The organism is Kribbella sp. NPDC031520, assembly GCF_055580825.1.
In genome coordinates, this window is record NZ_JBVIKS010000003.1 from 299,170 (window position 1) to 320,187 (window position 21,018).

A 21,018-nucleotide genomic window follows, 5' to 3' on the forward strand; every position below is an offset into this window, starting at 1 on the left:
TCAGTCCAGGCCGGGAGGCCCGATGACCAGGCTCGATCTGCTCGTGATCGGCGACGCGAACCCCGACGTGGTCGTCGGGCCCGTCGACCAGCCGACCCTCTTCGGCCAGCGGGAACGGCTCGTTCCCAGCGGCTCCCTCGTCCTCGGCGGCTCCGCCTCGATCATGGCCTGCGGCGCGGCCCGGCTCGGCCTGCGGGTCGCGTTCGCCGGGCGGGTCGGTGACGATCCGGCCGGCGACTTCGTCCGTACGTCGCTGGCCGACCGCGGCGTCGACGTCGACGCGCTGGTGGTCGATCCGTTGCTGCCGACGCCGCTCACCACGATCCTCACCTCGGGCGACGATCGTGCGATTCTGACGTCCCCGGGATGTCTGCCGAGTACTGCGGCCGAAGATGTGCCGCCGGCCATGTTGCGGTCGGTGAGGCATGTGCACGCGGGGTCGTTCTACCTGATGCCGCAGCTGGCGGCGGGTTTGGCGGGGATCTTCAAGGAGGCCAAGGACGCCAAGGCCACCACTTCGCTGGATCCGAACGACGACCCTTCCGGCAAGTGGGACCGGATGGTGCTCGATCCGGTCTTGCGGGCGACGGACTACTTCCTGCCCAACGCGGCCGAAGCGCTGGCGCTCACCGGTCACCACTCGGTCGAGGACGCCGCCGGCATCCTCGCCCGGCGCCTCGCTCGCCGCGGCACGATGGTCGTCGTCAAGAACGGCACAGCCGGAGCCCTCGCACACAACGGATCCAAGGTCATCACAGCGCCGGCGCTGAAGATGGACACGGTCGACGCCGTCGGCGCGGGTGACAGCTTCGACGCCGGGTGGGTCGCCGCCGTACTGAACGGATTCAAGCCGGACCGCGCGCTGGCGATAGCGGCTGCTTGCGGTTCGCTCTCCACCCGCGGCGCCGGCGGGACCGCGGCGCAACCGTCCTGGGACGAGGCCATCGGGAGTGTGACCGCATGACGACGATCGCTTTCATCGGAGCGGGAAGTGTGGTGTTCACCCAGGGGCTGTTGGCCGACCTGTTCGATCTCGAGCTGGGACGGTTGCAGATCCGGTTGCACGACATCGATCCCGAGCGGCTGGAAACGGCGGCCGCGGCCGCGTCGTACATCGCTCGGGAGCACAAGGTGACTCCCAGCATCACCACGCACCTGGAGCGTCGGGCCGCGCTCGACGGTGCGGACTTCGTGATCAACATCGTGCAGGTCGGGATGAACGCGGCCACGCACACCGACTTCGAGATCCCGGCCCGGTACGGCCTGCGGCAGACGATCGGGGACACGCTCGGTGTCGGCGGGGTGTTCCGCGCGCTCCGGACGTTCCCGGTACTGCGCGGGCTCGCGCAGGACATCGCCGAGGTCTGCCCGGACGCGTGGCTGCTGAACTACACGAACCCGATGGTGATGAACGTCTGGTACCTGAAGGAGCTCGGCGTACGGAACGTCGCCGGCCTCTGCCACTCGGTGTACTGGACGATGCAGGGCCTGTCCGAGCTGGTCGGCGTACCGTACGAGGACGTCACGTACCTGGCCGCCGGGGTCAACCACCAGTCGTGGGTACTGCGCTTCGAACGCGGCCGGGAGAACCTGTACGACCGGCTCGACGAGGCGATCGCGGCGGACCCGGAGCTGCTGCGGCGCGTCCGGGTGGACATGTACCGGCGGCTCGGGTTCTATCCGACGGAGACGAGCGAGCACTCGTCGGAGTACGTCCCGTGGTACCTGGGCCACGCGAGCGAGGTCGACCGCCTCCGGCTGCCGATCGGCGCCTACCTGGACATCGTCGCGGAGAACCTGGCGAGCTACGAACGTACGAGAAACGCCTTGAAAACAGGCGATTCCGTCGAGGTCGAACCCACGATGGAGTACGCCCCGCAAATCATCCACAGCATCACGACCAACACCCCGCGCACCGTCTACGCCAACGTCCCCAACACCGGCCTGATCCCCAACCTTCAGACCGGGGCCGTCGTCGAGGTTCCGTGTCTCGTGGACGGTTCGGGTATTCGACCCACGGCAGTCGGCGAACTCCCTGCGCAGTGTGCGGCGCTCAACCGCTCGTACCTGAACGTGGCCGAGCTCGCCGTACAAGCTGCCCTCACCGAAGACCCGCTGGCGATCCGCCAGGCGATCATGGTCGACCCGGCCACCGCCGGCGCCCTACCGGTCGAGCAGATCTGGGAACTCTGCGACGACCTGGTCATTGCTCACCGCAACTACTTGGACCCGTCGTTGAGGGCGATCCTCAAGTAGTCGCGGTACGCCGCGAACCCGGCAACCACCTCGGCCGCCGTCGGTTGCCCGGTGATCGCCCCGACGCCCTGGCCCGCGTAGATCGACGCGCGGGCCGGGTCGGCGGCACGAGTGCCGTCAACGTACTCGGCGTGACCGGCATCGTCCGACTTCAGCTCCTCCTCACGCCCTTCCCAGGCGTCGAAGTACGCGTTCCGCAGCGCCCGTCCGCCGAACTCGTTCGGCCAGCCGGCGCGGGAGGCGGCGTCGAACACAGTCCCGTACACGGTGTCGGTCTCGTCCGCCTCGATGATGCGCCGGCGTACCGGGTCCTTCGTCTGCGCCTCGACGCAGGTGAGGAACGCCGTACCGATCCATCCACCAACCGCACCCGCCGCCAGCACCGCCGCCAGACCGCGCGCACCCGAGATCCCACCGCCCGCCAGCACCGGCAGGTCCGTCAGCTCCAGAATCGCTTGCAGCAAGGGCAACGTGGCGACACTGTTCCGCCCGTGCCCGCCCGCTTCGGCGCCCCGGGCAACAATCATGTCGACGCCGGCATCCACTGCCACGCGGGCGTCGGCGACCGTACCGGCCTGGGTCGCGACGACGATCCCGGCTTCCTGGAGCGGACCGACGTACGGCGCATAGTCCCCGAAGCTGAGCGACACGAGGTCCGGCCTCAGCTCGAGCACCGCCTCCAGGTGCTCCGGGCGATCCGCCACCGACCACGCCATCAGCCCGATCCCCCACGGCTTCCCACCCGCCGCGGCGATCGCCCCCTCGGTCCGGATCCACTCGGCAGACACAGCCGACCCCGCCCCCAATATCCCCAACCCACCCGCAGCCGAGATGGCCGCAGTCAACCGCCCACCACTCACGTTCGCCATCGGCGCCCCCAGCACCGGCACGCTCAACCCGAACTTCTCCGTCAGCCACATATGAGCATCATCGCAACCTCGGCACACTCCTGCGCATCGAGCATCGGGAACGTGAATCCAGTCCGACGAGAGGAATGCCGAAGTGCGAGTACTGCGAAGTTGGTGTGCTCTGGCCGGAGCGCTGGCTGTGCTGCTGGTGGTGGTCACGCACACCGCGCTCACCCCGGCCACCGCCGAGCAGACCCCGCCCGCGCGGCCATCGGTCTGGCGCGCTGCCTGGCTGACGGCGATGCAGCAGCCGAACGCGAACCAGAACTGGTCCCGGCAGGGATTCACCGCCCAGTCCGTGCGGCAGGTGATCCGGCTCAACTCGGCGGGTTCCAAGCTACGGATCAGGATCAGCAACCAGTACGGCGTACAGCCTCTCGAGCTAACCGGTGCGACCGTTGCCAAGGCGGCACAGGGGGCAGCGGTGGTGCCCGGATCGGTCCGGCCGGTCCGCTTCGGCGACGCCGAGTCGGTCAGCGTTCCGGCCGGCGGTCAGGTCGTCGCCGACGCGATCACGCTGTCCGGGCTGAGCAGTGGAACCCAACTCGCCGTCACCTTGTACTTCGCCGGCGCGACCGGTCCGGCCACGTTCCACGAGTTCGGCGCGGCGGGAGCGTCGTACCGGGCGGCGGGCGACCAGCGCAGGCAGACCAGCGGAACGGCGTTCGGGGAGACCAGCGGGAGCTGGTACTTCCTGGCCGGCGTGGACCTGGCCCCGGCGGATGCCGGCTCGGTGGTCGCTTTCGGGGACTCGATCACGAACGGCTACACCACCCCGCCCGGAAGGCGGTACCCGGACCTGCTGGCCGCGCGCCTTGCCGCCGCCGGCCGCCCGACGGCGGTCCTGAACGCCGGACTCGGCGGCAACCGGCTGCTGACCGATTCAGCCTGCTACGGCGAGAACGGCCTGACCCGGTTCCACCGCGACGTGCTGGACCTGTCCGGCGTCCGGACGGCCGTCGTACTGATCGGTGTGAACGACCTCGGCTACCCCGAACTCCCACCGATGCCCTGCACGACCCCGAACCCGCCGATCACCGCCGAGCAGCTGATCGCCGGATACCGCACGCTGATCCGGGATGCCCACGCGCGTGGAATCCGCGTCGTCGGGGTGACCATCACACCGTTCGGCGGCGCGTCGGTCGACACCGCGCACAGCCGGCAGCTCCGGACGGCCGTCAACACGTGGATCGCGACGAGCGGCGAGTTCGACGCCGTCGCCGACTTCGCCACCGCACTGGCCGACCCGGCCGATCCGGTTCGGCTGGCACCGCAGTACGACAGCGGCGACCACCTGCACCCCACTGAGGCCGGCTACCGGGCCATGGCCGACGCCGTCGACCTCGCCGGCCTGTAAGCAAACGAAGGGCCGGTCCTCATGGACCGGCCCTTCGTCGAGGTGTGCTCAGAACTTGTAGACGTCCGACTGCGGGTCGCCGTGGCAGCGCTTGTACTTCTTGCCGGAGCCGCACGGGCAGGCCGCGTTCCGCGGGGTGCCGGCGTACTCGAGCTGGCCTCCCTCGACCGCGTCCTGGTGCATCGCGACCTCGTCGTCGCCGTCGATGGTGGGAGCGGAGTACGTCAGCCGCTGCGCGCGGGGCTCGTTCGTGAGGCCCTTCGCGCGGAGCCGCGGCGCGGGGCGCGGGGTGTCCTGCGGGCGGTCCTCGTCGTCGTCCGCCTTGCGGGCGAACTCGGCGACCGGGGCGCCCGGGGTCAGGATGTCCTCGATCCGGCGGCCGGCGAGGTTGTCCTCGTCGGCCAGCGCAGCCTCGGAGGCGAGCTCCATCTCGGCCCGCATCGCCTCGACGTCGACCTCGACGTTGAAGATGAAGCCGACCGACTCCTCCTTGATGGACTCCATCATCGCGGCGAACATGTCGTAGCCCTCGCGCTGGTACTCGACCAGCGGGTCGCGCTGCGCCATCGCGCGCAGGCCGATGCCCTCGCGCAGGTAGTCCATCTCGTACAGGTGCTCGCGCCACTTGCGGTCGAGGACGCTGAGTACGACGCGACGCTCCAGCTCGCGCATCGCCTCCTCGCCCAGCAGTTCCTCACGCGCTTCGTACGCCGCGGTCGCCTCTTCGAGGAAGCGCTCGACCAGGAAGTCCTGGGTCAGGCCGGCCTTCTCGCCGCCGGCCTCCTCGATCAGCTCTTCCTCGGTGAGCTCGGACTTGTACAGGGTCTTCATCGCGGTGAACAGCGCGTCCAGGTCCCAGTCCTCGGCGAAGCCGTCCGCGGTCGCGCCCTGCACGTACCCGGTAACGGTCTCCTCGAGCATGTCCTGCACCTGCTCGCGCAGGTCGGCGCCCTCGAGCACCCGGCGGCGCTCGTCGTACACGACGTGCCGCTGCCGGTTCATCACGTCGTCGTACTTGAGGATGTTCTTCCGGGTCTCGAAGTTCTGCGCCTCGACCTGGCCCTGCGCGGAGGCGATCGCCTTGGTGACGACCTTGTTCTCCAGCGGCTGGGTGTCGTCGTTGTTCCGCGACATCGCCCAGTCGACCATCTCGCGCTTGAACAGCCGCATCAGGTCGTCCTCGAGCGACAGGTAGAACCGGGACTTGCCCGGGTCGCCCTGACGGCCGGCACGACCGCGGAGCTGGTTGTCGATCCGGCGGGACTCGTGCCGCTCGGTGCCGAGGACGTACAGGCCGCCGAGCTCGCGGACCTCGGCCTGCTCCTCCTTGACCTGCTTCTCGAACCGCTCGAGCATCGCCGGGTACTCGGCCTCGTACTGCTCGATGTCCTCGGCCGGGTCGATGCCGCGGGCGCGCAGCTCCTTGTCGGCGAGGAACTCCGGGTTGCCGCCGAGGATGATGTCGGTACCACGACCGGCCATGTTGGTGGCCACCGTGACCGCACCCTTCCGGCCGGCCTCCGCGACGATCGCGGCCTCCCGCGCGTGCTGCTTCGCGTTCAGCACCTCGTGCTTGATGTTCTCCTTGAGCAGCTGCCGGGACAGCCGCTCGGACTTCTCCACCGAGGTCGTACCGACCAGGATCGGCTGACCGGTCGCGTGCACCTCGACGATGTCCTTGACCACCGCGTCGAACTTGGCGTCCTCGGTGCGGTAGATCAGGTCCCGCTCCTCGACCCGGATCATCGGCTTGTTGGTCGGGATCGGGACGACGCCGAGCTTGTAGACCTTGGAGAACTCGTTCGCCTCGGTCATCGCCGTACCGGTCATGCCGGCCAGCTTGTCGTAGAGGCGGAAGTAGTTCTGCAGCGTGATCGTCGCGAGGGTCTGGTACTCCTCCTTGATCTCGACGCCTTCCTTGGCCTCGATCGCCTGGTGCAGACCCTCGTTGTAGCGGCGGCCGTGCAGCGTCCGGCCGGTGTGCTCGTCGACGATCAGCACCTCGCCGCCGTCGACGACCACGTAGTCCTTGTCCCGGTGGAACAGGTCCTTGGCCTTCAGCGCGTTGTTCAGGTAGCTGATCAGCGGGGTGTTGGCCGACTCGTACAGGTTGTCGATGCCGAGCCGGTCCTCCACCTTCTCGATCCCGCGCTCGAGGATCGCGACCGTACGCTTCTTCTCGTCGACGTCGTAGTCGGCGACCCGGCGCTTGGTCTCGTCGATCTCGAGGTCGGTGACGCGCGGGTTCTTCCGCTTCAGCTCCGCCTCGTCGGCCAGCGTCCAGGCCTTCAGCGAGTTCGCGATCCGGGCCATCTCGACGTACCAGCGCTGGGAGTCCTCGGCCGGGCCGGAGATGATCAGCGGGGTCCGAGCCTCGTCGACCAGGATCGAATCCACCTCGTCCACGATCGCGTAGTTGTGCTCGCGCTGGACCAGGTCCTCGATGCTCTGCGCCATGTTGTCGCGCAGGTAGTCGAAGCCGAACTCGTTGTTGGTGCCGTACGTGATGTCCTTGGCGTAGGCGATCCGGCGCTCCACGGGCGACATCTCCGGCAGGATCACGCCGTAGTCGAGGCCGAGGAAGTGGTACACCCGGCCCATCCACTCGGCCTGGTACTTGGCCAGGTAGTCGTTCACCGTGACCACGTGCACGCCCTTGCCGGACAGCGCGTTCAGGTATGTCGGCAGGGTGCCGACCAGCGTTTTGCCCTCACCGGTCTTCATCTCGGCGATGTTGCCGAGGTGCAGCGCCGCACCACCCATGATCTGGACGTCGTAGTGCCGCTGGTGCAGGGTCCGCTTGGCCGCCTCCCGGACCACCGCGAAGGCCTCCGGGAGCAACTGGTCGAGGGACTCCCCGTTCTGGTGCCGCTCCTTGAACTCCGCGGTCTGGGCGCGCAGCTCTTCGTCGGTCATGTTGACGAAGTCGTCCTCGATGGAGTTGACCATCTTCGCGATGCCCTGCAGCTGGCGGAGGATCTTGCCCTCGCCGATCCGCAGGACCTTGTCGACAACCTTCATGGTGGGGAGTTCACTCCTTGCTGCTGAAGCCTGGGTACGGCCGAACGCCGACAGGGCACGACCGACCCCACGGGTCGGCGTGCGTCCCCCATCGTACGGGGCCGGGTGTGCCAAGCCACGCCCGCAGCGTGCCTCGAGCCTTACCGGACCCACGTGCGAGGGTGCCAGAAAGTTCCCCGTAAGTCCTCAGGAACCGCGCAGAGCGTCACTGAGCGCTGGCGAGAGGTCACCGCCGCCGGCCACGCGGACCTGGTCCAGCCCGAGCCAGCCGGCCAGCTGGACGAGCTCGGCGGCCAGCTCCTCGGCGGTCTCCACCGGCGCCTTCGGCTCGGCATGCGCCGACTGGACCAGCAGGACGCCACCCGGGCGGTCCGCCTTCAGGTCGACGCGGGCGACCAGCTTGTCGCCGAGCAGGAACGGGAGCACGTAGTACCCGTGGATGCGTTTCTCGGCCGGGACGTAGATCTCGATCCGGTACCTGAAGTCGAAGAGGACCTCGGTCCGGGTCCGCTCGAACACCAGCGAGTCGAACGGGCTGACCAGAGCCCGGGCGTTCACCCGGCGGGGCAGCCGGGCGTCCTTGTGCAGGTACGCCGGGCGCTTCCAGCCGTCGATCCGGACCGGGAGCAGCTCGCCGTCCTCGACCAGCTCGGCGATCGCCTGCAGGGTCGGCTCCGGCGCGGTCCGGAAGTAGTCCCGCAGGCACTGCGCGGTCGCCACGCCGTGCGCCCGCGCCGCGATCGACACCAGCCCGCGGTGCGCCTCGTCGAGCGTCGGCGTCGGCGTGTCGACCACCGCCCGCGGCAGCACCCGCTCGGGTACGTCGTACATGCGCTCGAACTGCTGGTTGCGGCGGGCCACCGTGATCTCGCCGGCGAAGAACAGGAACTCGAGCGCGCGCTTCACGTCCGACCAGTTCCAGCCCCAGTTGTTGCGCTCCCGCTCGACGTCGTCGTCGATCTCGCGGGCGGTCAGCGGGCCGTGGCTCTGCACGTCGGCGAGCACCTGCTTGAGCAGGTCCGGCCGCTCCTTGGCGATCGACCGCGGGCCGCCCCACGCCTCGGTGGTCGCGCGGGCCATCCGCCAGCGCATCAGCGGGTGGGTCTCGACCGGGATCAGCGACGCCTCGTGCGCCCAGTACTCCACCAGGCGGCGCGGGGACTTGCCGGCGGCCCGGTCCAGCAGGTCGCGCGGGTACGGCCCGAGGCGGGAGTAGAGCGGGAGGTACTGCGCGCGGCTGAGCACGTTCACCGAGTCGATCTGGATCAGCCCGATCCGGCCGAGCACCCGGGTGAGGGCGCGCAGGTCCGGTACGCCCTTCGGCCGCGGGTCGGCGAACCCTTGCGCCGCCAGAGCCACCCGCCGCGCCTGAGCCGTCGTCAGCACGTCTGCAACCATGCCGCGATTCTGCCGGACCGCACCGACATAACTTGCGAGTTACCGAAAGTGGGAGGTGCGCTACGGATGGTGTTCGGGAGAACCTGCCAGCAGGCCGTCCGCCCGTGCGGCCCCTATCACCCTGGAGTGAGGCATGACAGGAAACAAGCAGGTGGTCCGCGCTGCCCTCGCAGCCGGTGTCCTGACCGCGGCGTCCCTCGGCGCGGTGGCCGTGGCCGGCTCCGCGTCGGCCGCGCAGTCGCCCACCGGACCACCCACCACCCGGATCGTCGGCGGCACCGTCGCCCACACCGCGGACGCCCCCTGGGCGGTCGTGCTGAACAACAGCGGCTCCCCGTCGCCGAGCGGCCAGTGGTGCGGCTCCACGCTGGTCAAGGCGAACAAGATCGTCACAGCCGCGCACTGTGCCCAGGAGGCGGTGTCGACGTACACCGCGATCCAAGGTCGCGACGTCCTCACCCAGACCGATGGCAAGACGTCCAAGATCAGCAGCATCTGGGTGGACCCGGAGTACGGCAAGTCACCGGCGCACGACGTCGCCGTGCTGACGCTGGCGACACCGTTCGACGGCGTACCGACGCTGGCGCTGGAGACCGACAAGGCCGCGGACAAGGCGGGCGCGGCGTCGGTGGTGTACGGCTGGGGCTCCACCGAGGGCACCGGACCGGAGGACACCTTCCAGCAGGTCGACGTACCGGTACTCGGCGACGACTACTGCTCCAAGCAGTACGCGAGCCAGAGCTACAAGCCTGACGGCGAGATCTGCGCCGGGTACGAGCAGGGCGGCAAGGACTCGTGCCAGGGTGACTCGGGCGGCCCGCTGGTCCTGAACGGCCGGCTGTTCGGCGTCGTCTCCTGGGGCGTCGGCTGCGCGGACGCCGGCAACCCAGGCGTGTACGCGCAGGTCGCGACGTACGCCACCGAACTGCAGCAGCAGATCGGCAGCTGATCGCAACGAAAGGGCCGGGCGAAATGCCCGGCCCTTTCGCTTGTGCTCCTCCCGAGGTCTCAGACGGTCAGCCGGATCACGCCGTAGTCGTAACCACGGCGGCGGTACACCACGCTCGGCTGGTTCTCGTCGGCGTCCACGAACAGGTAGAAGTCGTGCCCGACCAGTTCCAGCTCGTAGAGCGCCTGGTCCAGGGTCATCGGCTTGGCGGAGTGCGTCTTCTCGCGCATCACCAGCGGACCGTCGCCGGTGACCGTGAGGGATCCGTACTTGTGCGTCGCCACCTCGTCCTCGGCGACTGGTTCCTCCATTACGGGTGTGCCGCCCTGCGGCTGCTTCGCGTTCACGTGCCGCAGGCCTTCCGGCGCGCGCTCACCGCGGTGCACCCGGCGCCGGTCGGCCGCCTTGCGGACCTGGGACCGGAGCCGGTCCAGGCAGACGTCGAACGCCGCCGCCTTGGTCTCCCCACACGCCTCTGCGCGGACCACCGGACCCTTGGTGTACATCGTGAGCTCGACACGCATCGCCCGATCGTGCTGTCGCGGGTTCTTCTCCTGGCTTACTTCCACTTCGCACCGCAGTACCCGGTGATCGACTTTCTCGATTCGCTCGAGTTTTTCCTCGACGTACTGCCGGAAGCGGTCACTGACCTCGCAGTGATGACCCTTGACAACGACGTCCACGGAAACCTCCATCGATCGGCGACTTCTTTTACGTGTTCGGACCCCCGTGCTCGTGCTGACGGGTCCCGAAACAAGAACACCCGCTGTCGAACCCGTCGAGTCCGGTGGCGAGGAATCCGGCTGATCCGGTCCTCCACCACTCCACTGCTCGACAAGCCCTAGCGGGTGTCATAGGCCAACGCTAGTCGGCTTCGGCGAAAACCGGTAGGGAAGTTCTCATGAACCAGACGCCCGGTGCCGTGCGGTGGCGGCCACGACGGCGCATCCGAGCACCCGGACTCCCGCCGATTCCAAGGCGCGGCAGGCCTCGCTGAGCGTGGAACCGGTGGTGATCACGTCGTCGACCAGCAGGACCGGCTGATCGATCAGCGTTTCAGCCCAGCGCGAACGCATCCCGAAAACCCCGTCCAGATTGGCGGTACGGCGTTCCGCGGACAGCCCGGCCTGGTCGTCGGGGCGCCCGACGACGCGCAGCGCCGGCGCGATCCGGGCGTCGATCCCCTGCCTGCGCAGCGATCTGACGGCAGCCTTCGTAACTCGCCGGAGCGGATCGTGGCCGCGCCGCCGGACCGTTGCCCGGGGCGACGGAACCGGGCACACCCAGGCCGCCCGCCGCTCCCCGAGCGCCACCCGAACGGCGTCCGCGAGCAGCCGGCCGAGTGGTCCGGCCAAGCTGTACCGGGCGTTCTCCTTGTGCGCCACGATCAGCCGGCGGAGCTCCCCGGCGTACGGCGCGGCGGCGGTCGGCGGGGCCAGCCCCGGCGGTCGCGGGTCCGGCCAGGCACGGAACGGAGTCGTCCGCGTCAGTAGCCGACGGCAACCACCACAGAGAGTGACACCGGGTCGCTCACACCCAGCGCACCTGCCGCCCAGCACCAGATCGACGAACCCGCCCCACATCGCCCAACCGTCCCCGAACCGGCACCCGGCGCGCAACCGGGTCGGCGGGAGCCTGTGGACAAGTCAGCCCGGGTACGTCGGGATGATCACGGGGTGGTTCTTCTCGCTGTCCATAGTGATCCAGGCGAGGTCCTTGCTGAGCCAGTGGATCTGGCCGTCGTCGTCCTGGATCACCGGGAGGGTGTCCTTGTTTGGGTTCGACGCGACCCGTTCCGGCGTGAAGTCCGGCGTCGAACCCGGCAGCAGCTGCAGGCTGGAGCCATCGGCGTTCACCGACCAGACCTGGTGCTTGGTGTTGCCGGGCGAGCCGCCCGCGCCGATCACGATGATGCCCTGCTTGCTCCAGGCGGCGTCGGAGATGTTGGTGAGCGGTAGCCGCAGCGGGCGGAACGCACTCAGCACCAGCTCCTTGCCGTTGTTCGTGGTCTGCACCGTCGCGGTCTCGACGTAGTTCTGCTTGCCGGCGGCGGACCTCATCACCAGCAGCACCCGAACGCCGTCCGGCGCCATCCGCAGCGCCACCGGGGTGTCGCCCTTGAAGTCGGTGGCGATCGATTCCAGGTCCGGTCCGTCACCGGCGCGCACCCGGAACCGGGGGTGGGCGCTGTCGGCCCGATCCAGCACCCAGAGGTTGCCTTGGTCGTCGTAGCTCGGCGGCAGCGTCTTACCGTCGACCTTGAAGGTCCCCTCCTTGTCGTCCTTACCTGTCGGGTCCAGCAGCCCGTAGACCACGTCGTGCCCGTCGAGAGTGACGACGGCCCCTGCGTCGCCTCTCGGGGTGACAGCGAACGACTGGGCCTTCTTGTTCGCCAGCGGGCCGTTGTTGACCGCCTGGGCCTCCACATTGGTGGAGCCGTCCAGGCCGACGATCCGCTGCGGCAGGTCGTTCATGAGCCCGTACAGCCGGGTCATGGACGACTCCGGAGCCTGTGGGTCGAACTGGCTGAAGTTGGCGAACGGCAGGACGTCCGGATCGTCCGGCAGCAGCGGTGCGCCGCCGACGGTGATCTTGGCCCGGAGGTTGAGCTGGTTGAGCGTCCAGACGATCTGTGCGGCCAGCAGCCGCCGGTCCGGGTCGCGGAGTGAGCCCGCGGTGTCGTTGAGCGCCACGGTGGCCACGCCGAGGTCGACCGGGACCGACACCTGCACCTCGGTGCCAGGAGGGGCTGCGGAGACCACACCGTTGCCCAGACGGCTCGTGGGGCCTTTCAGCAGCTCCTGGATGAGCTGTGTCGCCGCCTGGCCGGACGGCAGGGTCTGCGGCAGGTAGACCGGGTCCGGGACCAGCATGGTGCGGCCCTGGTTGAGGAAGTAGAGGTCGCGGGGAGCCAGCTTCAGGTCGACCTGGTTGCTGCCCAGGAACGCACCCGTCGGCGCCGAGTCGACGCGCAGCTGGTCGTTGACCTTCTTGAGCTTGAAGAAGAAGTCGGCCTTGGCGTTGGGCGGTGCCGGGATCCACTCGCCGCGCTCGTCGATGGTGGCGATCTTCTTCGCGGACAGCTGGATCCCGTCACCCTTGCGGGTCAGCGAGTCGGGTTGCTGGTCGTACACGACCGTCTGCGTCTCCGGCTTCCAGGCGCCGGCCGCTTCCGGGGTCATGTACTGCCGGGCCACGTCGTACGCCTGGGAGTCCGACATCGCCTCGAGGAAGCCGTTGACGATGGCCAGGTCGCCGACGTTCGGTCGCGGCGGCTTCGCCTCGACGCCGACACCGCCCAGGTCGGGCGCCTGCCCGGCGCGGTCACCGCTGCGGATGGTGCCCTTGGTCGGCACCGCGGCGCAGCCGGCGAGCATCGCAACGGACACCAGTACGAGGAGCAGCCGGCGCCTCACCGGTCCTCACCGCCGTTCAGTTTCTGGTACGGCGCACCGACGTCGACGAGGTCGGTGATCACCCGGGCGGCGTCCGCCGGGCGGGGCGGCAGCGGGGAACCGGTGAGCGCCACGTCCGGCCGGCGCGGCAGCGTCAGCCGGAAGTACGCGCCCTCGCCGGGCGAGCCCCAGGCGTCCAGGCGGCCACCGTGCAGCCGGGCGTCCTCGAGCGCGATCGACAGGCCGAGGCCGGTACCGCCGGTGGTCCGGGCCCGCGCCGGGTCGGCCCGCCAGAACCGGCTGAAGACCATCTCGGCCTCCTCGGGCCGGAACCCGACGCCGTGGTCGCGGACCGCGACGGCGGCCGAGTCGTCGTCGCACGCCGTACTGATCTTGATCGGCAGGCCCTCGCTGTGCTCGATCGCGTTACCGATCAGGTTGCGCAGGATCCGCTCGATCCGGCGCGAGTCGACCTTCGCCCGGCACGGCGCCGGCATGTCCAGCTCGACCGGGCAGCCCTTGCGTTCGAGCAGCGTCTCGTGGTTCTCCAGGACCCGGTTGACGATGTCGCGCAGGTCGACGTCCTCCAGGTCGAGGGCGGCCGCGCCGGCGTCGAAACGGCTGATCTCCAGCAGGTCCGCGAGCAGTTCCTCGAACCGGTTGAGCTCGTTCTGCAGGAGCTCGACCGAGCGGCGGCTGATCGGGTCGAACTGGTCGCGGCTCTCGTGCAGCAGGTCGGCGGCCATCCGGACCGTGGTCAACGGCGTACGCAGCTCGTGCGACACGTCCGACACGAACCGCCGCTGCAGCCGGGACAGCTCCTCCAGCCGGCGGATCTGCCGCTGCAGGTTGGACGCCATCTTGTTGAAGGAGACCGCCAGCCGGGCCAGGTCGTCGGTACCGCGGACCTGCATGCGCTCTTCGAGCTTGCCGGCCGCGAGCCGTTCAGCGATCCGCCGTGCCATCCGCACCGGTGTCACGACCTGCCGCGTGACCAGCCAGGCGATAGCACCGAGCAGAACGATCAGCAGCAGGCCTGCGGTCACCAGAGCGCGCTGTACGACGTCCAGGGTCTCCTGCTGCGCTGTGAGCGGGAACAGGAAGTAGATCGAGTACTTGTCGCCCGTGGAGTCGATCCGGATCTGGGAACCGATCACCAGGCCCGGGACGCTCGGGCTGTCCCGGTAGTTGATCTGCGTGTACGTGTCCCACAGCTTGTCGCCGTCGCTGACCACGGAGGACGCCAGCGCCTGCGGGATCGAGTCACTGTCGACCAGACCGGTGTAGCGGATCGCGTTGGAGGCGGCCTGGTCCGTCGGCACCAGCAGTACGTCGTACAGACCTGGGCGGTTCGTACCGAGCACCAGCTCGGACAGCTGCTGGTTGACGGTGTTGCGGTTGGCCGCGTCGATCGAGGCGGACAGCTGCTGCAGCTGAGCCCGTACCTCGGCCTGGGCACTGGTACGGCGGGACTCCAGGACACCGTCGGTGACCTGGCTCATCATCACCCAGCCGACCAGGATCAGCACCAGCGTCGACATCAGCAGGGTGCCGGTGACGATCCGGGCCTGGATCGAACGCCGCCAGATGTCCGGCCAGTGCTTGGGGTGCGTACGCCAGATCGGCTTCGGCTGGGCAGACCAGTCCGCCGCGGCGGATGTCAGCTCCAGCTCCGTCCCGCGGGACTCGGCCACCTCCTTCTCGGGCGGTGCCTGCTGCCCCACGCCCACTTCCGGTTCCGGCACGTGGTCGTCCGGGGCAGCCTGCGGTTCTTGGCCGCGACCGTACTCGATCAGTCCGCACCAGCCTTGTATCCGACACCGCGGACCGTGACGACGATCTCCGGGTGCTCAGGGTCCTTCTCGATCTTGGAGCGCAGCCGCTGGACGTGCACGTTGACCAGCCGGGTGTCGGCGGCGTGCCGATACCCCCAGACCTGCTCCAGCAGCACCTCGCGGGTGAACACCTGCCAGGGCTTCGACGCCAGGCAGACCAGCAGGTCGAACTCCAGCGGCGTCAGCTGGATCGTCTCGCCGGCCCGCTTCACCGAGTGGCCGGCCACGTCGATGGTCAGGTCGCCGATGGTCAGCGACTCCGGACCGGGCTCGTCCATCCGGCGCAGCCGGGCCCGGATCCGGGCCACCAGCTCCTTCGGCTTGAACGGCTTCACCACGTAGTCGTCGGCACCGGACTCCAGCCCGAGCACCACGTCCACGGTGTCGCTCTTGGCGGTCAGCATCACGATCGGTACGCCGGACTCGGCCCGGATCGCCCGGCAGACGTCGATCCCGTCCATCCCGGGCAGCATCAGGTCGAGCAGCAGCAGGTCGGGCTTGAACTCCCGGAACGCCGGTACCGCCTTGTCACCGGTCGCGCACAGGTAGGTGTCGTAGCCCTCGTTGCGCAGCACGATGCTGAGCATCTCCGACAACGCGGTGTCGTCGTCGACGATGAGGATGCGGCCCCGCATCGTCCGGTTACCGTCTGCCACGCCCATAGCTCCTTGCCGTCCGCTTGCCGACCGATCGGATGCGCGCGGCAGGTGCCAGGCCGTACGCACTACGGATAGTGTCCCATTCCCCGGCCAGTGCACACGCCGGATCGCCGTGTGACCCCAGGTTGGGCTGTGATCATGATGCACTTCAGGGGTTGACCACAACTCCGTCACCTTGGAGGGGAGGTACGCAGTGGATGATCACCTGGCCGATGAGAGCATGCGCCTGCACGACGACGTCGGCAGCGAGCCGCTGCGTCCCTGGCTGCCCGCGGACCTGCTCGACAACGCGGCCCGGACCATCTCCGACAACAAGACGATCATGCTGGGCCTACCGGTGCTGGCCGGGATCGCCCTGGTCGCGCTACAGGCCGTACTGACCGAGATCGCGGTGCCAGGTGGTCTGAGCGGGTTCTTCGGAGCGGATGACCCGTTCGGACAGGCAGGGGCGGCCTTGCTGCTCACGTACGGCGTACAGGTGGTGCTGTTCTCGGTGGTGTCGAGCATGCTGTCGGGGATCATCGCCCTGGCTGCGGTCCGGAGCCAGCTGGCGCACCGGGCCGGCCCACGGGAGCTGATGCGCCTGGTGCGCCCTGCGCTGCCCGCACTCGCTGCTGTCGGTCTAGTGCAGTCCTTGTCGTTCGTACTGCTCATCGGCGGCTGGGGCCTGGCCGTGCTGGGCATAGGCGCCGGTACGGACGCCGCGATCTCTTCGGACGCTGCTGGTGCTGCCGCGCTCGGCATGATGTTCGTGGGCGGCGTGCTGGTGCTGGTCTTCGGGATCCGGCTCGTGCTCGCCGGCACCGTCGTACTGATGGAGGGCCGGCACTCGCCGGACATCGGGCTGTACATCCCCGAGCGGGTGGGGGTCTGGGGTGCGCTGCGGCGGTCGTGGCGGCTGGTGCGCGGGAAGTTCTGGCGGGTGTTCGGGATCCTGCTGTTCGGCGGGCTGGTGGTGAACATCATCAGCTACGCGCTGCAGTTCGGGGTGACGTCGCTGCTGGTCACGGTCGGCTCGTGGGCCGGCGGGGACGGCAGCACCGCCGCCACCGTGGTGACGATCGTGCTCGGGGCGGCCGCCGGCCTCGCCACGCTGATGACACTGATCGCGAGCCTGGCGTTCATGTCCGCCGTCCAGGCCCTGATCTACCTGGACCTGCGGGTCCGGCGGGAAGGTCTCGACCTGTGGATGCGTCCGGCGCTGCGTTCCGGGGAGCCCGCGTGAGCTTCTTCCCGCTGGAGCCGCCCGTCGACATCGACCGGGACCAGGCCGCGCACGAGGCGGCCAAGGAGCTGTCGAAGTCCGCGTACCGGGACTCGGGTTCGCTGATCGAGAAGGCGCTCGGCAAGGTCGTCGGCTGGATCCAGGACCTGCTGGACAGCCTCAACAACTCTTCGCCGAACGGTCACGCCGGACTGGCCATGCTGATCGGTCTGCTCGTGCTGATCGTCGTCGTGGTGCTCTGGCGGGCGGGCGTACTGCGGACCAGCCGCAAGGTGAAGTCGCAGGCCGTCTTCGACACGGCCCGGCCGCGGAGCGCAGCGGAGTACCGCGCACTGGCCGAGCGCGAGGCGGCGTCGGGTGACTTCACGTTGGCGATCCGCAGCAGGTTCCGCGCCTGCGTGGCCGAGCTGACCGAGCGGACCGTGCTGGACGAGCGCCCCGGACGTACGGCGTACGAGGTGGTGACCGACACCCCGGCACTGCGAGACGTGTTGCAACCGGCTGCTCATGCCTTCACGGAGGTTGTCTACGGCAACCGTCCGGGGACCCTGGAGCGGTACGAGGCTGTGGTGACTGCCGACAATGCAGCGCGGACAGCGCGGGTGGCTGTATGAGTACGTCGGTAGCGCGAGATGCCCGCGAGACGTGGCGGGCGTTGCGGACGCCGCTGCTCGTCACGGCACTCGTAGTGCTGGCCGCGATCGGAGTACTGATCGCTACCTCGGCGCGGACGTCAGGTCCGTTCAGCCCGGACTCCACGAAGTCAGACGGCGCACGTGCGCTGGCAGCGTTGCTGGAGAACCACAACGTCGACATACACAGCACTGAGTCGCTCGACGACGCCAGCCAGGCAGGAGACGGCAAGGCACTGCTCATAGGGCCGTCCGGGGCGCTGGGCGACCCCGACTGGCAGCAGATCGCCAAGGCGCACTGGAGCCACATCATCCTGATCCGGCCCAGTACTCGTGCGCTGACGGCTCTTGCGCCCGGTGTCTCGTTGAGCGGCGACTCGCTGCCGTCTCGCAGCCGTGAGCCCGGCTGCGACCTCCCCGCGGCGGTCAAGGCCGGTACGGTCACCGTCAGCGGTCCTACGTACAGCGCACCGGAGAATGCGGACACCTGCTACGGCGACGGCATCCACAACACGGTGGTGCGGCTGCAGGTCGGCGACCAGACCGTCGACGTGATCGGTACGCCGTGGTCGTTCACCAACGACCAGCTCGCGGACGACGGCAATGCCGCACTGGCGCTCAACCTGATCGGCACGCACCGCGACCTCACGTGGTACCTGCCGCAGTGGGAGTCGACCGGCGTCGATACTCCGGACGGCAACAGCCCGCCGTTGATCCCGCCTGCCGTCCGCTACATCGGCTGGGCGTTGGCGTTCGCAGTGCTGGTCGTGGCGATCTGGCGGGGCAGGCGGCTCGGCCCTGTCGTCGCAGAGCGGCTCCCGGTGATCGTGCACGCTGCTGAGACCACAGAGGGCAGGGCGCGGCTCTACCGTCGCTCCCGTGCCCGTGACCGCGCTGCCGCGGCGCTACGCGAGTCAGCACTCGGTCAGCTGCACAAGGCGCACGGCATCCCGAGACGGGCCGACCCGTCAGCCGTGGTCGCTACAGTCGCCGCACGGACCGGCCGGGACCCAGCGATGCTGTACGAACTGCTGTACGGTCTCCCGCCGCTCTCCGACGCCGCTTTGATGTCCTTGTCCCAAGAACTCGACGTACTGACGCAGGAGGTACGACACCCGTGACGACTACCGAGGTCACCGCCGACCAGGCCCGGCAGGCGCTGGTCGCGCTCCGGACCGAGATCGGCAAGGCGGTGGTCGGCCAGGACACCGCTGTGACCGCATTGGTGCTCGCGCTGCTCTGCCGCGGCCACGTGCTGCTGGAGGGCGTCCCTGGTACGGCGAAGACGCTGATGGTGCGGGCCTTGTCGACCGCGATGCGACTGGACACCAAGCGCGTGCAGTTCACGCCGGACCTGATGCCCGGTGATGTGACCGGCTCGCTGGTGTACGACGCGAAGACGTCGGAGTTCGAGTTCCGGCCCGGCCCGGTGTTCACGAACATCCTGCTGGCGGACGAGATCAACCGGACACCACCGAAGACACAGGCGGCGCTGCTCGAGGCAATGGAGGAGCGGCAGGTCACCGTTGACGGCGAACCGCGCAAGCTGCCCGTTCCGTTCGTCGTTGCCGCCACCCAGAACCCTGTGGAGTACGAGGGCACTTATCCGCTGCCCGAGGCGCAGCTGGACCGGTTCCTGCTCAAAGTGACGCTGGACATCCCGCCACGCGACGCGGAGATCGCCGTACTGGCTCGTCATGCGCAGGGCTTCGACCCTCGCGACCTGGCCGGGGCCGGTCTGCGTCCCGTGGCCGGTCCGGAGGATCTTGAAGCCGGACAGAACGCCGTACGGCGCGTAGCCGTACGGGAGGACGTCCTGGCGTACGTCGTGGACCTGTGCCGCGCTACACGCCAGTCGCCGTCGCTGCAGCTGGGTGTGTCGCCTCGTGGTGCTACTGCGCTGCTGGCCGTTTCCCGTGCGTGGGCGTGGCTTTCCGGACGGGACTACGTGATCCCTGACGATGTGAAGGCGATGGCACGTCCCTGTCTTCGGCATCGGATCCAGGTGCGGCCGGAGGCGGAGCTCGAGGGTGTCAGCCCGGATGCCGTACTGGAGAGCGTGCTCGCTACGGTGCCGGTGCCACGCTGATGGTTCTCACTGGCCGGGCCGGCATCTTGGCAGCTGCTGGAGTGGTGTTCGTCGCTCTGGTGATGCCGTCGTGGGCCGGGGTCGGTGTGGTGATCGCCGCGGTGCTGGCGATCTGTCTGGTGGACATCCTGCTGGCAGGGTCGCCGCGGCGGTTGCAGTTCAGCCGTGAGGGCGACAACGCCGTACGGCTGGGCGAGCAGGCTGTGGTGAGCATGTTGGTCACCAACCCGGGTCGCAGGGTGAAGGGGTTGCTGCGGGATGCATGGCCGCCGTCTGCCGGCGTACTGGATCCCCCGCACAAGCTGGACGTGCCCTCGGGCGAGAGGCGCCGGCTGACGACGCATCTGGTTCCGACGCGCCGCGGCGATCGGGAAGCTGTTCGCGTGACAGTGCGATCCATCGGGCCGCTCGGATTTGCAGGGAGGCAGGGGTCGCACCAGGTGCCGTGGACGGTGCGGGCGCTGCCGCCGTTCAAGAGCCGCAAGCATCTGCCGTCGCGCCTGGCCCGGTTGCGGGAGCTGGATGGGCGTACGGCGTTGCTGGTGCGCGGACAGGGTACTGAGTTCGACTCGCTGCGGGACTACGTACCGGGTGACGACGTACGGAGCATCGACTGGCGGGCTACCGCGCGGCGCGGCAACGTCGTACTGCGGACCTGGCGGCCGGAGCGGGACCGGCAGGTCGCGATCGTGATCGACTCCGGACGGCTGTCCGCCGGGCGGGTCGGAGATGCGCCGCGGCTCGACCACGCGATGGACGCCGCGCTGCTGCTCGCGGCGCTGGCCACGCGAGCGGGTGACCGGGTTTCGTTGCTGGCTTGTGATTCCGCGGTACGGGCCGACGTACGGCGTCCGGCGCCGCAGGACGTACTGCCGTCGTTCGTGAACGCACTGGCGAACGTGGAGGCGGAGCTGGTGCAGACCGACTTCCGGATCGTCGTCTCCCAGGTCCTCGAACGTCTCGGCCAGCGGTCACTCGTCGTGCTGCTCACCGGACTGGACCCGGCGGCGATCGAGGAGTCGCTGCTGCCGGTCATCGGTCCGCTCCTCCGCCGTCACGTCGTCCTCCTCGCCTCGGTCGCCGATCCCCGGTTGACCGAGCTGGAGTCCTCGCGCGCAGACCTCGTCGAGGTCTACGGCGCCGCGTCGGCGGCCCGAACCCGGCTGGACCGAGAACGCCTGACCGCCACCCTCACCCGCGCCGGCGTAACAGTAATCGACGAACCCCCCGACAAGATCGCGCCGGCTCTCGCCGACACCTACCTAGCCCTCAAAAAAGCCGGCCGCCTCTGAGA

17 protein-coding genes are annotated in these 21,018 nt (G+C 69.1%); 9 read left to right on the forward strand and 8 right to left on the reverse strand.

What is annotated here, in order from left to right; genetic code table 11:
• Nucleotides 1-22 precede the first annotated feature (22 nt).
• A complete protein-coding gene (locus tag ACZ5BU_RS16825) occupies nucleotides 23-964 on the forward strand; it encodes a carbohydrate kinase family protein (protein ID WP_465699797.1) in 942 nt (313 codons plus the stop codon).
• On the forward strand, nucleotides 961-2,256 hold the full coding sequence (gene melA / locus ACZ5BU_RS16830) for an alpha-galactosidase (RefSeq protein WP_465699799.1): 1,296 nt from the start codon (nucleotides 961-963) through the stop codon (nucleotides 2,254-2,256). Before ACZ5BU_RS16825 ends, melA begins: the two co-directional genes overlap by 4 nt.
• Here melA and ACZ5BU_RS16835 read toward each other — a convergent pair.
• Nucleotides 2,220-3,176 carry an NAD(P)H-dependent flavin oxidoreductase gene (locus ACZ5BU_RS16835; RefSeq protein ID WP_465699801.1) on the reverse strand — a complete coding sequence of 319 codons (957 nt, stop codon included), beginning with the start codon at nucleotides 3,174-3,176 and terminating at the stop codon, nucleotides 2,220-2,222. The genes melA and ACZ5BU_RS16835 overlap by 37 nt on opposite strands.
• 82 nt (nucleotides 3,177-3,258) lie before the next feature.
• Here ACZ5BU_RS16835 and ACZ5BU_RS16840 point away from each other — a divergent pair, with 82 nt between their 5' ends.
• Nucleotides 3,259-4,521: an SGNH/GDSL hydrolase family protein gene (locus tag ACZ5BU_RS16840; RefSeq protein ID WP_465699802.1), complete on the forward strand. Its 1,263-nt coding sequence runs from the start codon at nucleotides 3,259-3,261 to the stop codon at nucleotides 4,519-4,521.
• A gap of 48 nt (nucleotides 4,522-4,569) precedes the next feature.
• Here ACZ5BU_RS16840 and secA read toward each other — a convergent pair whose 3' ends face one another.
• Nucleotides 4,570-7,542 (reverse strand): preprotein translocase subunit SecA, encoded by a 2,973-nt coding sequence (gene secA, locus ACZ5BU_RS16845; RefSeq protein ID WP_465699804.1) that lies wholly within the window; start codon nucleotides 7,540-7,542, stop codon nucleotides 4,570-4,572.
• A 186-nt stretch (nucleotides 7,543-7,728) separates the two neighbouring features.
• Entirely contained in the window at nucleotides 7,729-8,940 is a 1,212-nt protein-coding gene (locus ACZ5BU_RS16850; RefSeq protein ID WP_465699806.1) for a winged helix-turn-helix domain-containing protein, read from the reverse strand.
• 133 nt (nucleotides 8,941-9,073) lie between these two features.
• Here ACZ5BU_RS16850 and ACZ5BU_RS16855 point away from each other — a divergent pair, with 133 nt between their 5' ends.
• On the forward strand, nucleotides 9,074-9,889 hold the full coding sequence (locus tag ACZ5BU_RS16855; protein ID WP_465699808.1) for a S1 family peptidase: 816 nt from the start codon (nucleotides 9,074-9,076) through the stop codon (nucleotides 9,887-9,889).
• Between the two features lie 59 nt (nucleotides 9,890-9,948).
• Here the strand turns inward: ACZ5BU_RS16855 and hpf are convergent, their stop codons facing one another.
• The 5 genes from hpf to mtrA form a co-directional block, all read right to left on the reverse strand.
• Nucleotides 9,949-10,572 (reverse strand): ribosome hibernation-promoting factor, HPF/YfiA family, encoded by a 624-nt coding sequence (gene hpf / locus ACZ5BU_RS16860; RefSeq protein WP_465699810.1) that lies wholly within the window; start codon nucleotides 10,570-10,572, stop codon nucleotides 9,949-9,951.
• Nucleotides 10,573-10,788: 216 nt separating this feature from the next.
• Nucleotides 10,789-11,472, reverse strand: coding sequence for a ComF family protein (locus tag ACZ5BU_RS16865; protein WP_465699812.1), 684 nt, complete (start codon nucleotides 11,470-11,472; stop codon nucleotides 10,789-10,791).
• Between the two features lie 63 nt (nucleotides 11,473-11,535).
• Nucleotides 11,536-13,305, reverse strand: a complete 1,770-nt coding sequence (locus tag ACZ5BU_RS16870) for an LpqB family beta-propeller domain-containing protein (RefSeq protein WP_465699814.1) — start codon at nucleotides 13,303-13,305, stop codon at nucleotides 11,536-11,538.
• The gene (mtrB, locus tag ACZ5BU_RS16875; protein ID WP_465699815.1) at nucleotides 13,302-15,029 is read right to left on the reverse strand and encodes an MtrAB system histidine kinase MtrB; all 1,728 of its coding nucleotides are present in this window, start codon (nucleotides 15,027-15,029) and stop codon (nucleotides 13,302-13,304) included. The genes ACZ5BU_RS16870 and mtrB overlap by 4 nt, the downstream gene beginning before the upstream one ends.
• A gap of 47 nt (nucleotides 15,030-15,076) precedes the next feature.
• Nucleotides 15,077-15,754 carry an MtrAB system response regulator MtrA gene (mtrA, locus tag ACZ5BU_RS16880; protein WP_141859693.1) on the reverse strand — a complete coding sequence of 226 codons (678 nt, stop codon included), beginning with the start codon at nucleotides 15,752-15,754 and terminating at the stop codon, nucleotides 15,077-15,079.
• 217 nt (nucleotides 15,755-15,971) lie between these two features.
• On the opposite strand from mtrA, the gene ACZ5BU_RS16885 reads away from it, so the two are divergent.
• The 5 genes from ACZ5BU_RS16885 to ACZ5BU_RS16905 are packed head-to-tail and all read left to right on the forward strand — an operon-like array spanning nucleotide 15,972 to nucleotide 21,016.
• Nucleotides 15,972-17,003, forward strand: coding sequence for a hypothetical protein (locus ACZ5BU_RS16885; RefSeq protein WP_465699817.1), 1,032 nt, complete (start codon nucleotides 15,972-15,974; stop codon nucleotides 17,001-17,003).
• Nucleotides 17,000-17,617, forward strand: a complete 618-nt coding sequence (locus ACZ5BU_RS16890) for a DUF4129 domain-containing protein (RefSeq protein WP_465699819.1) — start codon at nucleotides 17,000-17,002, stop codon at nucleotides 17,615-17,617. The genes ACZ5BU_RS16885 and ACZ5BU_RS16890 overlap by 4 nt, the downstream gene beginning before the upstream one ends.
• Complete coding sequence (locus ACZ5BU_RS16895; protein ID WP_465699821.1) at nucleotides 17,614-18,756, forward strand: DUF4350 domain-containing protein; 1,143 nt, start codon at nucleotides 17,614-17,616, stop codon at nucleotides 18,754-18,756. The genes ACZ5BU_RS16890 and ACZ5BU_RS16895 overlap by 4 nt, the downstream gene beginning before the upstream one ends.
• A complete protein-coding gene (locus ACZ5BU_RS16900; protein ID WP_465699823.1) occupies nucleotides 18,753-19,724 on the forward strand; it encodes an AAA family ATPase in 972 nt (323 codons plus the stop codon). Before ACZ5BU_RS16895 ends, ACZ5BU_RS16900 begins: the two co-directional genes overlap by 4 nt.
• Nucleotides 19,724-21,016, forward strand: a complete 1,293-nt coding sequence (locus tag ACZ5BU_RS16905; protein WP_465699825.1) for a DUF58 domain-containing protein — start codon at nucleotides 19,724-19,726, stop codon at nucleotides 21,014-21,016. Before ACZ5BU_RS16900 ends, ACZ5BU_RS16905 begins: the two co-directional genes overlap by 1 nt.
• Nucleotides 21,017-21,018: the final 2 nt, after the last annotated feature.

What these genes read in the sequence shown, in the direction of transcription:
- ACZ5BU_RS16825 (WP_465699797.1), top strand. Translation starts at nt 23, where the DNA reads ATGACCAGGCTCGATCTGCTCGTGATCGGCGACGCGAACCCCGACGTG.
- melA (WP_465699799.1), top strand. Translation starts at nt 961, where the DNA reads ATGACGACGATCGCTTTCATCGGAGCGGGAAGTGTGGTGTTCACCCAG.
- ACZ5BU_RS16835 (WP_465699801.1), bottom strand. Translation starts at nt 3,176, where the DNA reads ATGTGGCTGACGGAGAAGTTCGGGTTGAGCGTGCCGGTGCTGGGGGCG.
- secA (WP_465699804.1), bottom strand. Translation starts at nt 7,542, where the DNA reads ATGAAGGTTGTCGACAAGGTCCTGCGGATCGGCGAGGGCAAGATCCTC.
- ACZ5BU_RS16850 (WP_465699806.1), bottom strand. Translation starts at nt 8,940, where the DNA reads ATGGTTGCAGACGTGCTGACGACGGCTCAGGCGCGGCGGGTGGCTCTG.
- ACZ5BU_RS16855 (WP_465699808.1), top strand. Translation starts at nt 9,074, where the DNA reads ATGACAGGAAACAAGCAGGTGGTCCGCGCTGCCCTCGCAGCCGGTGTC.
- ACZ5BU_RS16865 (WP_465699812.1), bottom strand. Translation starts at nt 11,472, where the DNA reads ATGTGGGGCGGGTTCGTCGATCTGGTGCTGGGCGGCAGGTGCGCTGGG.
- mtrA (WP_141859693.1), bottom strand. Translation starts at nt 15,754, where the DNA reads ATGCGGGGCCGCATCCTCATCGTCGACGACGACACCGCGTTGTCGGAG.
- ACZ5BU_RS16895 (WP_465699821.1), top strand. Translation starts at nt 17,614, where the DNA reads ATGAGTACGTCGGTAGCGCGAGATGCCCGCGAGACGTGGCGGGCGTTG.
- ACZ5BU_RS16905 (WP_465699825.1), top strand. Translation starts at nt 19,724, where the DNA reads ATGGTTCTCACTGGCCGGGCCGGCATCTTGGCAGCTGCTGGAGTGGTG.